Here is a 12,713-nt window from a genome sequence, read left to right on the forward strand (position 1 = left end):
GTCTCCACCGAAACCATGCGCCCGTTGCACGCCGTCCCGCTCGCGTTCTCCCCTCTCGTCCCGCTCCACTCGGGATCCCTGGACCACCTCGCCGAGTCCGTCGTCGGGGTGGTCGTCGGTGTCGTCGTCGTCACGCTGTATCTCCTGGCACTCCGGTGGACGGGCGACGGCGGCGCTCGGCGTCGTGACTCGGGGAGCCGCGATAGCCGGTCGAATCGGTGAGTCTCACCGCCGCGATCCGCGCCGTCTGGCCGGGTCTCCCGGGCGGTCGAGGGAAGGACTTACGTCCCCGCCTCCCGGAGAACTGCCCATGAATCGAGTCACGCGCGAGAACTACCGGGGGGTGGTACGGTGAGTCTCACCGTCCCGGTCGGGTCCGACCACCAGCTGGCCCGCCTGCTCCAGATCGGTATCGTCCTGGAGGAGGTCGTCGAGGCGCGAGCGGCCAAACACGCCCACGATTCCGCCACGGACCTGAGCGACGAGGTCAGAGCGATGCTCGAAGACGCCGTCGAGGAGTCGGCCGACCACCGGGACCGACTCGAGGACCTCGTCGACGAACTCGACGCCGAGACGGTCCCCTTCGAGGAGATCGAGGCGCTCGTCGAGGCGCAGTACGAGTCCGCCGACGACTTCGACGGCGTCCTCTACGACCAGCTCTGTAACGAGGAGACCGCCTACAAGTTCTACGACGACCTCATCGAGGCCGTCGAGGCCTCGAACGTACAGTTCGGTATCGACCGCGACCGGCTCGTCGAGACGCTCGCCGCGATCCGCGAGGAGGAGGCAGACGGCGTCGAGGAAGTGACCCAACTCATGGAGGACCGACGATGAACACGGCCGACCAGTATCTCAAAGCGATCTACCTCATCCAGCAGATCGAGGACGGCCCCGCTTCGACCGGCGACCTGGCCGACCGGCTGGACGTGAGCCCCGCCAGCGCCAACGAGATGATCGGCAAGCTCGAAGAGAACGGACTCGCCGAACACGAGAAGTACAAGGGCGTCTCCCTCTCCGACGACGGTATCGTCCGCGCCAGGGACGCCCTCCAGAACTACTGTATCATCGAGCGCTTCCTCGTCGAAGTCCTCGAAGTCGAGGACTTCCGCGGCGAGGCCCGCCAGCTCGAGAGCGTCATCGACGAGACCGTCGCCGAACGCCTCGACACCATCATCGACCGCGACCCCAAGTGCCCCGACTGCTTCGACCCCGAAGACGACGTCTGCGGCCTCCTCGAAGTCCCCGCCGCCGCCGACGACTGACGGGTATCGCCGTCCGTACCCTTTTGAACGATTCCGCGCCAGCCCGCGGTGTGCCCGACTGTCCGACCTGCGGGAAGTCGCTGACCACACGGCGCGGCGTTCGCCAGCACCACACCAAGGTCCACGGGAAGTCGCTCCCGAACCGGACCTGCGAGGGCTGTGGGACGGAGTTCTACGATCCGAAGGCGCGACTCTCCTACTGTGACGACTGCGACCCGAACGCCGGCGAGAACAACGGCAACTGGACCGGAGCCAAAGAGCGGACGGAGTGTGAGCGGTGCGGGGACGCCTTCGAGTACTACCCGTCTGACAAGAAGGGGGTCTACTGCCCGGACTGCGTCCGCGAAGCCGACGAGTTCCTCGGCGACCACTACGCTGACGTCCACGACATCGAACGCGTCGACCGGAAGTGCGAGCACTGCGGGACGGAGTTCAGCGTCCTCCCCTGTGATCTGAGACAAGGCAGTGGTCGGTTCTGTAGCCGTGACTGCGTGAGTGAAGCGCTGTATAACGGCAGAAGGACTCCAAACGCCTACACCGGTGACTGGTATCAGGTGCGTCAACAGGCTCTGGACCGTGACGACCACCGCTGTCAGCACTGCGGGAAAGAACGAGCGGATATCGGACGTGAACCGGATGTGCATCATATTACCCCGATTCGGGAGTTCGACGACCCGCAGGATGCCCACTCACTAGACAACGTTGTCGCCCTCTGTCGGAGCTGCCATCGGCGGGCGGAGTTCGGTGAAATACCTGCGTCGGAATTTCGATCAGGGTGACGTTCACGCGATGCCGGAACGAATAAAACGACTCGGTAGTAACACGTAATCGAAGTCCCGTGGTGTAGTGGCCAATCATCTGGGCCTTTGGACGAGATCTGATATATCAGATTTCGGGAGAGAGCCTAGGACAGCGGTTCGAATCCGCTCGGGACTATAACGACGTTTTAGACGCTCTATGCGGCACTTGCGGAAAAATCGAAATCTACGGGACGGGATCGTAGCTCGGAACACTCGCGGATTACTCGCCGTCTACTCCCACGTCGACGGACGAACCCGATCACTACGAGAGTGGAACCTGTCTCAAGATAATGATTATGGGGTAACTTCTTTTTGTCAGTCGTGATATATCGGCGACCGGGTAGCACGGATGCGATCAATACTCATGGCGGCCGTCGTCGTCCTGTCGATGGTTACGGCAGGCGTCGGCGGAGTGACAGCTGTATCGACAGCGGACGACGACGCGGAGCCTTCGGACAGACTGATCCCGAGAGAGGACCGGGGCAACGTGACAGACGGGTATCGAGCGATCGAACCGACGCAGAACTGGACGGACAAGCCGGTCGACCTCGACACGGCGCCGCCCAACTTCCCGGACGGCGAGGGGGCGAACGGGTCCGCGAGCGCGGCCGAGTCGGACTCGATCGTGATGGACCCGGACGACGAGGACCACCCGCTGGTCGGGACGACCAAGCAGTACCTCGGCTCCGACCAGGGGAGCTACTACTTCAAGGAGTACACCCTGCTGTCGGTCGGTGACGAGATCGAGGTCTGGGTCGCGAACGACCTCTCGTGGCCGGCGGGCGACTCACGCGAGGACCCGACCATCTCCGAGTCACAGGCCGAGTCGATGGCCGAGCAGTTCGACGAGAACATGTATCCCGTCGAGTCGGAGACGTTCGGCGACCCCGTGGCTCGCAACGGCACGGAGTCGCTGCTGGAACAGCTCGGCGCGGTCCCCGAGGACTACTACGAGACGGGCGAGAACTCCTCTCGGACCGTCCTGCTCGTGGACAACGTCCGCGACCAGAACTACTACGACGAGGAGTACCCGCTGTACATCGCGGGCTTCTACTCGCCGACGATCCAGGACTACACCGACCGTAACACGATCACCCTCGACGCGTTCGGCTGGAACGAGGTGAACGAGACGAACCAGCGGACGGGCTACGAGGGGACGCTCGCCCACGAGTACCAGCACCTCATTCACGCCGACCTCGACGGCGACGAGACGACGTGGGTCAACGAGGGGATGTCCGACTACGCCGAGGTCATCACGGGCTACGGCGTCTCCGAGGGCCACCTGAGCGCCTACGAGGAGATGCCCTCGAACTCCCTGACTAACTGGGAGGACCAGGGGGCGATCAACGTCCTCGCCGACTACGGCGTCGCCTTCACCTGGACGATGTACCTCGACGACCAGTACGGCCGGGAGTTCATCTCGAACCTCGCCAGCGACGAGGCCAACGGCGTCGAGAGCGTCGAGAACACGCTCGACGAGGTCGGCGCGAAGCGCGACTTCGCCGACCTGTACCAGGACTTCTCGACGGCGGTGGTGACCGACGATATCCGAACGCCGCCGAAAGACGAGTTCCACATCGACGGCCTCGACGTGAACGTCAACACCTCGGGGAACGTCGGCACGGCCGGCGTCTGGGGGACGAACTACCGGGAGATAGACACCAGCGAGCGCGGCCCGATCAAAGACGTGACCGTCTCCGGTACCGACTTCACCGACACGGAGTGGTCGACGGCGACCGACCCCGTGACCGGCGAGGGCGAGGTGCTCTACAGCGGGTCGGGTAACTTGCTCGACCGTCACGCCATCGTCGAGACGGACCTCTCGGACACCGAGGACACGTCCCTGACCTTCGAGTCCTACCAGCGCATCGAGGCGAACTGGGACTACGGGTTCGTCCAAGTCTCGACCGACGGCGGCGAGACCTGGGAGAGCCTCTCGAACGAGAACACAGACGACTCACCGAGCGCCGACGCGCACCCGCGGGTGAAGGAGAACGTGCCGGGGCTGACCGGCGACACGGACGGCTGGGAGAACCAGTCGTTCGACCTCTCGGCGTACGAGGGCAACGAGAGCGTGCTCGTCTCCTTCCGGTACGTCACCGACTGGGCGTTCGTGAAGGACGGCTGGTGGGTCAGGAACGTCTCCGTCGCCGGCGAGTCGGTCGCGACGAACTCGACGGAGCCCTACCAGAGCGAACGGGAGGCGACCGGCGACAACGTCGAGTACCAGTTCACGTTCGTTGGGATCAAACACAACGGCAACTACCAGGTCAAACAGATCGACACCACCACGTTCGACGAGTCGGGGGAGCAGGACCTCCAGCAGTTCCTCCGCAACGGGAACTTCGACAAAGTCGTCGTCGCGAGCACCTGGGCGCCGGAGGGTGACGAGAGCGGTCGCGTCCCCGTCGGCGTAGAGTTCACCTTCGCCGGTGACGAGGCGCCCGGCAACGGAAACGGAAACAACGGTAACGGCAACGGTCAGAAGTAAGCGGCCCCTCTGCCGAGTTCGACCACTCGTTTTTTCAGTACGGTTCGTAGGTCGCCCGGTAGCCGTCGGTGGTCAGTTCGACTTCGTCCACCGTATAGAAGCGGACGTCGCGTTCCTGCTTCGTGCGGACCGGGAAGTCGTAGTGAGTGGCGTCGTAGCCGAGGCTGCCGCCGTTCTCGCGGGTCTCCGTGACGAACGCGCGGTGGCGGTCGAGGCGCTCCTCGACGACCGACCGCGAGAGCGCGGGCGCCTCGCTCACCTGGTCGTCGAACACCTCGGTGAAGGCGGCCTCCCGCTCGTAGCCGACGGAGTCGCGGCCGGCGACGAGCGCGGCGAGCGAGGTCGTGCCGGTGCCCCAGAAGGGGTCGAGGACGGTGTCGCCGTAGACCGAGTACATGTTGACGAGGCGGTAGGGGATCTCGAAGGGGAACGCGGCCGAGCGCTCGCGGAGGTCGTCGTGGCCGAGCGCCTGGAACTCGCCGCGCACGTCCGTCCAGACGTCGGAGAACCACTGGTTGCGCTCCTCCCAGAAGTAGGCGGCCTCGTAGCGGCTGTCGGCACCGGGTTCGAACGACCGCGAGTCGCCCCCGTTGCGGAAGACGAGGACGTACTCGTGTTCGAGGGTGACGTAGGCGTTGGGGGGGACCATCCCCGAGCCCATGAACTTCGCGGCGCTGTTCGCGGGTTTGCGCCAGAGCACGTCCGGGAGGGGATCGAAGCCCAGCGACTGGAAGGCCGAGAGGACGCGGGCGTGGTTCGGGTACACCCGAAAGCTGTCGCCGACGGTGCGGGTGGCGTCGCCGACGTTGACGCAGGCGATGCCGCCGTCGACGAGGACGCGCGAGAGTTCCGCCCACACCGTATCGAGGACGTCGTGCATCGCGTCGAAGGCGCGCTGGCCGTCGCCGTCTTCGAGCGCGTCCGCGACGGCCGGGTCGAGCGCGGCGAACGTCTCGTCCCACATCTCGATCATCGGGTAAGGCGGTGACGTGACGACGAGGTCGACGCTGTCGTCGGCCAGCGTCGAGAGTTCGCGCGCGTCCCCGACGACGACCCGGTGGCTCGTCTCCATCGTTCCCCACCTCCCGCCCGCGGTCCTTGAGTCTCCCGGCCTGCGCTCGCCGCTAGAGGTAGGCCGCGTCCCAGCGGGTGGCCTTGCTGGCGTTCCCGCAGTTGTCGCACTCGATGCGACCCATCGCGTCCATCGCGTTGGCCAGTCGGTTGCAGTTGGCACAGAAGTACCCGTAGTGGTCGTCGCGCTCCTCGTCGGAGTAGACGGTGTAGAACTTCGCTGCGGAGCCGTCGTCCCAGTCGCTCTCGTCGACGTACACCGTCTCCCCGTCCGCGCTCTTGATCGACTGGAGGTCGTCATCCGCCGACTCGGCCCAGACGTTCTCGACGTAGCGTTCCCCGGCGATCTCGACCTCGTCTTGGCGGACCTGCTCGAACCCCTGTGACTCGTAGAAACTGTTGCCGTCGAGGTTGTCGCTGAGGACGCGCCCGACGACCCGGTCCGCGCCCGCCTCGGCGAGGTGGTCACACGTCTCCTCGAACAGCCTGCTCCCGATGTCACGGCCGCGGTAGGCGGGGTCGACGTGCAACCAGAGGAGCGTCGCGTCCGACCCCGACGACGACCGCTCGCTCTCCGCGAACCCGACAACCTGGTCGTCGTGGTCCGCGACGAGGAGCAGTCTGTCCTCGGCCGCGATCGCGTCCCCGAGTCCGTCCTCGTCGTACCACTCCGAGACTGCGGTGGTGATAGCCTCCGGACTGAGCGAGTACGACGCCTGTAGCGAACGGCGAGCGACGTCACGGATCGCCGGCCGATCGCCCGGCGCCGCGGTGCGTATCTCCATGTGATACTTGTTGGCACGCAACACGATAAAACCTCACCCAGCCACCAGTTCGGTCCCGATTCGTTCGGTCGATTTCCGTCCCGCGGGGCACGCGTCGAGGTCGACGCGTCCGTGGCCGGAGAGTCAGAATCAGAAGTCAGTGCCGGGAGTCAGAGCCAGCCGGTCAGAGCCGGGAGTATAGATCCGGGAGCCAGGATCCGAACGTCGGGAACAGCGCGCCGAAATCGGTGGTGATCGGGCCGTCGGGGCGTTCGATCGGCCGTGACCCGCTCGGAACGACCGCGATCGGTCGGCCGTTGGACGGGGGACGAACGGTGAAACCGCCGGACAGGAGGCTGGTAGCGGTGGGGAATCGGCTGCGGATCGTGGGGCGGGACGAGTCCAACGACGGTCGAAACTGGGGCCCCACGGGTGTCGTAACGCCTAAGAGTCGAACGCGCCTTTCTGTTCGTAAGATGACTGACGCACGTATCTATCGGAGGTGGTTCTGTGGGCGTCGAAATTAGGGAGTCGCCCGTCTCGGAGGAGGCCTTCGAGGAGATGAAAGGCTTCGTCCACGACTACCTCGCCGCCAGTGTCGAGAGCGAGGACGACGGCGGTCGGATGCGGTGGTACCCCTGGCACTCCGCCGAGTACCGCTTCAACCACATCCTGAACGTCGTCGAACTCGCCGAGGAGATCGCCGAATCCGAGGGCGCGAACGTCGACGTGACCCGCGTCGCCGCCCTCTTCCACGACATCGCGAAGCTGGAAGTCGATCAGGACCTCCACGCCGAGGAGGGCGCCCGCATCGCCCGCGAGTACCTCACCAGCCACGGGGACTACCCCGCGTCGTTCGTCGACGAGGTGTGCTCGTCCGTCCGCGACCACTCCTACCAGGGCGAACTGACCGACCTCTCGCTGGAGACCCAGTGTCTCATCGAGGCCGACCTGCTCGACAAGGTCGGGGCCAACGGCACGGCGCTCATGCTGTTGCGCATGGGCTACGAGTCCCGCACGCACATCGACGCGGCCGAGATGGTCGGACGCGTCCTCGAACGCGGCGTCGACGCTCGCGAGCGCGTCCGCAGCGACACCGCCGAGAGCATCTGCCACCGGCGACTCAAGCGCGTCAAGTGGTTCAAGGAGTGGCTGGAGACGGAAGTCGCGGACGTGGACGCCGACATGGAACTGGGCGGTCCGTCCGACGACGCCGAGTGATCGGCGTCCGTCGTCCCGCGTGGACCGCCGCTGGGGGCCCTACCCACCCAGTCCGAGGAGCGTCTGCGCCGCCGTCCAGCAGAAGACGACGCCGAAGCCGGCGAGCACCAGCGCCGACGCGGCGGCGGTGGCCGGCGCGAACGCGTCGACCCGGCGGCCGACGCTGACGAGCGTCGCCGGGAACCCCACGATCCAGACGACGATCCCGCCGAACAGGCCCGCCAGCAGCGCCGGACTGCCAGTCGCGACGACGAGCACGCCGGCCAGCCCCTCGCCGACGACCGGGAGGTACGAGAGCACGTCGACGCTCCCCGGTTCGAGCAGGCCGACGCCGACGGTCAGCCAGAACAGGATCTGGTAGGGGTTCGTGAGCGCGAGCACGAACGCCTTCGTGAAGCCGCGCGCGTCGGCGTCGTCCGGTGACGGGCCCGGTTCGGTCGAGAGGAAGTCCGCGCGAGCGTCCCGGACGGCGCCGAGGGCGAAGTAGAGCATCAGGACGCCGCCGACACCGACCATCGCCGCTCGGAGCGTCGGGGCGCCGTCGAGGAACGCGACGACGCCTGCCAGCGACAGCGCGAAGAAGATCAGGTCGGCGCTCATCGCCCCGAGGCCGGCGGTGAACCCCGCGAGCCAGCCCCGGAGTACGCTCTCTTCGGCGATGACCGCGTTCATCGGGCCGGGCGGGGCCGCGAGGGCCAGGCCGAACACGACGCCGACGCCGAACGTCACCGCGCTCGTGGCGACTCCCATCGCAGTCGCTTACCGGAGCGAATGGCAAAAACTCGTCGCGTCCCCGTCGGAGGCGGCGGTCGCCTACTGGTACATCCCGATCGGCTGGGCCTTCGAGCTCTCGTCCTGGGCCTCCTGCATGCGCTCGGCGAGGTTCTCGCGGGCCTGGCTGATCTCCTCGGCCTGCTCGACGAGGTGTTCGGTGTCGACATCGACGCCGGCGATCGGACCGACGCCGTCCAGCAGGACCACGCGCGCGGCCTCGGGGTCGGGGAAGTTGCGGTTGGCCTCGACGACCAGTCCGAGGGCGTCGAGGTCGGTACGGTCGGCCTCGTAGAGGAGTGCGCCGGTCGGCCCGCTGATGACGCCGTTCTCGGCGGGCGACGCGATGTCGAACTCGTCGAGGAGGCGCGTGGCGTCGCCGTTCGCGACGCCGTAGAGGCTCGGAACGTCGTCTTTCTCGGTCGGCATGCCCGAGACGTACAGCGGCGTCGCGTCCCGTTCGCCGAGCCACGCGGTCAGGCAGGACGCGAAGTCGTCCGCGGCGCTCGGCGAGATGGGGACGTCGCTCTGGAGCGCGAGCAGGTCTCGCTCCTCGTCCGCGTAGATCCGAACGGGCGGCTGGTAGGTCGGTTCGCCCCCGCCGAAGACGGCCACCTCGGGCAACCCGTCGCAGTGACAGGAGGCGTAGTAGGTCATGTCGAGCGCGTCGACGAGGTGGTCCGCGGCGATCTTGCCGACGAGACCGACGCCCGGGAGCCCCTCGATCATCGTCGGCGAGTCCAGTTCCAGCTCCTCGCGGTGAACCTGAACGTGAGCCATACCGACGTACCGGCCGCCACGGCTATAAAACCGTCCGCGGTCGGCCGTCTCGCTCGACCAGCGGTCGGTGTGGTCGCGAGCCGAGAGGGTTAACAGGGGCGACAGCGAACTGCCTCGCAATGGACGTACTGGAGCGTTACGAGCCGCTGATCGACGATTTCGACGCCTTTCTCGCGGCCTGTGAGCGGCCGCTCCCCTCCGTCGTCCGCGTCAACACGCTCAAGACGACCGTCGAGCGAGCGCGGGCGGCCATGGACGAGGCCGACATTGCCTACGAACCCTGTGAGTGGCACGACGGCCTGTTCGCACTCCCCGAGGACCAGCCCGGGACGAACTGGCCCTACGTGCTCGGCTGGCTCCACGGCCAGGAGGAAGTCTCGGCCGTCCCTGCCGAAGTGCTCGACCCCCAGCCCGGCGAGCGGGTCTGGGACGCCTGTGCCGCGCCGGGGAGCAAGACCACCCAGCTCGCCGCGCTGATGGACGACACCGGCCTGCTCGTCGCGACCGACAACAACCTCGGGCGCATCTCCGCGCTCCGCTCGAACGCCGAACGGGGCGGCGTCACGAACGTCGCCGTCACCCACGAGGACGCGCGCAACCACTCGCTCAAGCCCTTCCGCGGGCCCGACTCCGAGGAGGGGCGCGAGGGCGCGCCCTACGACCGCGCGCTCGTCGACGTGCCCTGCTCCTGCGAGGGGACGATCCGGAAGAACCCCGACGCGCTCGAGGACTGGAACCTCGACCACGTCGACGGCATCTCCGGCGTCCAGAAGGGCGTCCTCCGACGCGCAGTCCAGACGACGCGCGAGGGCGGTACCGTCGTCTACTCGACCTGCACGTTCGCCCCCGAGGAGAACGAGGCCGTCCTCGACTACGCGCTCGCCGAGGAGGACTGCGAACTCGTCGAGTTCGACCTCCCGCTGGATCACGCGCTGGGGATCACCGAGTGGGACGGCGAGACCTACGACGAGTCGGTCCGCCGGGCCAAGCGCATCTACCCCCACCACAACGACACGGGCGGGTTCTTCTGCGCGAAACTGGAGGTGACCGCCTGATGTGCCCAGAACCTCGGGAGAACGACAGCACGCGCTTCGACCGACTGCCCGCGACCGCCGAGGAGCGAGTCGTCGAGGGCCGACCCACCCGCGAGGAAGTGCTCGACTGGTGGGACGACCGGTTCGGCGTGCCGCCGGCGACCTTCGAGAACCACACCTTCTGGGAGCACGGCGCCGGCAAGATCTGGGCGTTCGCCGGCGACGTGGCCTCGCCCGTCGCAATCGAGGGGCTGGGCCTCACGTTCCTGCGCACCCGCCGGGAGCACTGGAAACCGACGCTCGAAGCCGTCCAGCGGTTCGGCGGCGCGGCCGAGGACTGCGTGATCCACGTCTCGCGCGAGGAGGCGGCGACGTTCGTCGCCGGCGACGACCAGGAACTCGACTGGGACGGCGACTGGGGCTACCTGATCGTCACCACCGATATCGCCGGCGAGCCCGAACCCGTCGGCGTCGGTCTCTACGTCCACGGGGAACTCCGCTCGCAGGTCCCGAAAGGGCGACGCCGAGATCTATAGGTGGACTGGGCGGCCGCTGTCGGCCCACCCACCTCACGCCAACCCTTATCACGGATACCGAGAATCGTAGGGGTATGTCGTGGGCGCGCCGGCTCTGGATCGTCCTCGCAATGCTCGCAGTCCTCGGAGCCGGCGGTGTGCTCGTGGCCGCGACCTACGGGCAGGGCGGCGTGGTCGTCGAAGACGTCACCGTGACCGGCGCGACGCCGACCAACGCCACTGCGAACTGCGAGGAGGTGGTCGTCCGAACCGCCAGCGTCTCGGTGACGACGAGCCGCCCCGCGCTCAGCGTCGACAACCCGCAGTTCTGGGCAGTCGGCGTCACTGTCACTGCGTCGGTGTTCGAAGGGACGACCAGCCGGTCCGCCACGCTCCCGCCGGACGAACGCCGCACCGTCACCGTCCCGTTCAACACCGTCCGAGAGGGATCGTGGGCGCCCCGGGAGTCCGTCGAAGCGGTGATACAGGTCTCCCAGGGGAGCGCCGCTCTCGCCGATCGGACGGAGACGGTGACGTTCGAACCGGTGAAAGCCGGACAGGACTGCTGAACGGTCGCGGCGGACCGTCACTGACAACTGTTTGTCTATTGGTACCAAACGACACAGTGGCGGGTAGGTCGCCGCCGTACTGAGTGGGTGACCGAGCGGGATCGCTCGGTTGGTCTCGGACCGGCGGGCGCGACAACCCGGACCGGCAACCGCGCCGACCCGGAGCGGTGCCGGTCACGGCGTCGCCGCGAGGACCCACTCGTCGGGGCCACGCCGCTCGACCGCGAACTCCGAGAGCACGTCCGCCGGGTCGCCTGACTCGCCGAGGAGTTCGACCACGAACTCCCCCGCTGGCGCCGGGTCCCGGTCGCTGACGAGGTAGACGGACTCGCCGTCGGCTCTCTCCTCGACGGCCTCGCGGACGAGGTCGTAGCGCCGCTCGGGGGGCTGACCACGGAGGTCGACCGCGTCGTCGGGGACGTCGATCCGGTCGACGTCGGCCGCCGCCGCGTCGACCGCCGCGGCCAGATCCGCGAACGCCTCGGGCGCCTCGCCGGGGGTCGGCCGCTCCTGGAACTCGTGTGCGAACGGGATTCTCGCGAGGACGGGCACGTCCAGCGCGTCGGCGACGTCGCCGCGCGGGAAGAGGTCGTGTTCGCGCCCGCAGTCGCAGGTGAAGTGGTCCATGTTCACGACGGCGCCGAGGACGGGGACGCCGTTCTCCTCGAACAGGTCGAGGCTCCGGCGGGTGTCCTCGACGCTCGTGTGGAACGGGGTCGTCACGAAGACGACGCCGTCGACGGGCACCTCCTGGAGCGTCGTCAGCGCGACGTCGCCGGTCCCCGGCGGGAGGTCGACCACCATCACGTCCGGGTCGTCCCACGCGGTCGTCTCGAACAGTTCCGTCAGCGCGTCGTGGACCATCGCGCCGCGCCAGGCCAGCGGCCCCTCGCCCTCGGTCATGAGGCCGACGCTCATCACCTGGAGCGGCCCCGCCGAGACGGGGACGGCCCGGTCCTCCTCGTCGGCGCGGATCGGCCCTTCGACGCCCAGCAGCGACGGGACGTTCGGCCCGTACACGTCGGCGTCGAACAGCGCGACGTCGGCGTCGGCGTCGGCCGACAGGGCACAGGCGAGTTGCGTCGCGACGGTCGACTTCCCGACGCCGCCCTTCGTGCTCGCGACGGCGATCACGGTGTCGACCTGCTCCATCGCGACCGGCTCGTCCAGCGACGGCGCGCTCGCCTGTTCGACGTGCGCGCCCTCGACGCCCTCGACGTTCGAGACGGCGGCGAGGATGGCTCTCGTGACGCCGGTCCCGGTCTGCGGACCGAACTCGTCCAGCGCCACCTCGACGACGACGTCGCCGTCGTCGACCTGCACGTCCTCGACGAGGCCGGCCTCGAACACGTTCATCTCCATCCGCGGGTCCTCGACCCGGCGGAGCGCCGCTTCGACCTGCTCGGTGAGTTGGGTGTCTGGGATCGACATGGGT

Annotated in this window: 14 protein-coding genes and 1 tRNA gene; 10 read left to right on the forward strand and 5 right to left on the reverse strand. The window is 67.6% G+C overall.

The annotated features are described in order from the left end of the window. The first annotated feature begins 15 nt into the window (after positions 1-15). The 6 genes from D1409_RS13080 to D1409_RS13105 all read left to right on the forward strand — a co-directional run bounded on the left by D1409_RS13080 (position 16) and on the right by D1409_RS13105 (position 4,553). Positions 16-222, forward strand: coding sequence for a hypothetical protein (locus D1409_RS13080; RefSeq protein ID WP_123537428.1), 207 nt, complete (start codon positions 16-18; stop codon positions 220-222). 129 nt (positions 223-351) lie between these two features. Then, the gene (locus tag D1409_RS13085) at positions 352-834 is read left to right on the forward strand and encodes a ferritin-like domain-containing protein (RefSeq protein ID WP_123537429.1); all 483 of its coding nucleotides are present in this window, start codon (positions 352-354) and stop codon (positions 832-834) included. Further along, positions 831-1,262 (forward strand): metal-dependent transcriptional regulator, encoded by a 432-nt coding sequence (locus D1409_RS13090; protein WP_123537430.1) that lies wholly within the window; start codon positions 831-833, stop codon positions 1,260-1,262. The genes D1409_RS13085 and D1409_RS13090 overlap by 4 nt, the downstream gene beginning before the upstream one ends. A 50-nt stretch (positions 1,263-1,312) precedes the next feature. Next, positions 1,313-2,041 (forward strand): HNH endonuclease, encoded by a 729-nt coding sequence (locus tag D1409_RS13095; RefSeq protein ID WP_123537431.1) that lies wholly within the window; start codon positions 1,313-1,315, stop codon positions 2,039-2,041. 53 nt (positions 2,042-2,094) lie between these two features. After that, positions 2,095-2,198: transfer RNA gene (locus D1409_RS13100), tRNA-Gln, on the forward strand. 213 nt (positions 2,199-2,411) lie between these two features. Continuing rightward, on the forward strand, positions 2,412-4,553 hold the full coding sequence (locus D1409_RS13105; protein ID WP_235853555.1) for a M6 family metallopeptidase: 2,142 nt from the start codon (positions 2,412-2,414) through the stop codon (positions 4,551-4,553). Positions 4,554-4,587: 34 nt separating this feature from the next. Here the strand turns inward: D1409_RS13105 and D1409_RS13110 are convergent, their stop codons facing one another. Beyond that, a complete protein-coding gene (locus D1409_RS13110; RefSeq protein ID WP_123537433.1) occupies positions 4,588-5,625 on the reverse strand; it encodes a DNA-methyltransferase in 1,038 nt (345 codons plus the stop codon). A 52-nt stretch (positions 5,626-5,677) separates the two neighbouring features. Beyond that, complete coding sequence (locus D1409_RS13115; protein WP_123537434.1) at positions 5,678-6,409, reverse strand: GNAT family N-acetyltransferase; 732 nt, start codon at positions 6,407-6,409, stop codon at positions 5,678-5,680. A gap of 489 nt (positions 6,410-6,898) precedes the next feature. Between D1409_RS13115 and D1409_RS13120 the strand changes: the two genes are divergently transcribed. Beyond that, positions 6,899-7,609, forward strand: a complete 711-nt coding sequence (locus D1409_RS13120; RefSeq protein ID WP_123537435.1) for an HD domain-containing protein — start codon at positions 6,899-6,901, stop codon at positions 7,607-7,609. Positions 7,610-7,648: 39 nt separating this feature from the next. Here D1409_RS13120 and D1409_RS13125 read toward each other — a convergent pair whose 3' ends face one another. Beyond that, on the reverse strand, positions 7,649-8,359 hold the full coding sequence (locus tag D1409_RS13125; RefSeq protein ID WP_123537436.1) for a LysE family translocator: 711 nt from the start codon (positions 8,357-8,359) through the stop codon (positions 7,649-7,651). A 63-nt stretch (positions 8,360-8,422) separates the two neighbouring features. After that, complete coding sequence (locus D1409_RS13130) at positions 8,423-9,160, reverse strand: proteasome assembly chaperone family protein (RefSeq protein ID WP_123537437.1); 738 nt, start codon at positions 9,158-9,160, stop codon at positions 8,423-8,425. Positions 9,161-9,279: 119 nt separating this feature from the next. On the opposite strand from D1409_RS13130, the gene D1409_RS13135 reads away from it, so the two are divergent. From D1409_RS13135 to D1409_RS13145, 3 genes are all read left to right on the forward strand, one after another. Beyond that, on the forward strand, positions 9,280-10,215 hold the full coding sequence (locus tag D1409_RS13135; protein WP_123537438.1) for an RsmB/NOP family class I SAM-dependent RNA methyltransferase: 936 nt from the start codon (positions 9,280-9,282) through the stop codon (positions 10,213-10,215). Then, entirely contained in the window at positions 10,215-10,730 is a 516-nt protein-coding gene (locus tag D1409_RS13140; RefSeq protein ID WP_123537439.1) for a DUF7122 family protein, read from the forward strand. Before D1409_RS13135 ends, D1409_RS13140 begins: the two co-directional genes overlap by 1 nt. 74 nt (positions 10,731-10,804) lie before the next feature. Continuing rightward, the gene (locus tag D1409_RS13145) at positions 10,805-11,278 is read left to right on the forward strand and encodes a hypothetical protein (RefSeq protein ID WP_123537440.1); all 474 of its coding nucleotides are present in this window, start codon (positions 10,805-10,807) and stop codon (positions 11,276-11,278) included. Positions 11,279-11,452: 174 nt separating this feature from the next. Here D1409_RS13145 and D1409_RS13150 read toward each other — a convergent pair whose 3' ends face one another. After that, complete coding sequence (locus D1409_RS13150) at positions 11,453-12,709, reverse strand: P-loop NTPase (protein WP_123537441.1); 1,257 nt, start codon at positions 12,707-12,709, stop codon at positions 11,453-11,455. Positions 12,710-12,713 lie beyond the last annotated feature (4 nt).

The organism is Halosimplex salinum, from assembly GCF_003730195.1.
In the GTDB taxonomy this organism is placed as follows: domain Archaea; phylum Halobacteriota; class Halobacteria; order Halobacteriales; family Haloarculaceae; genus Halosimplex; species Halosimplex salinum.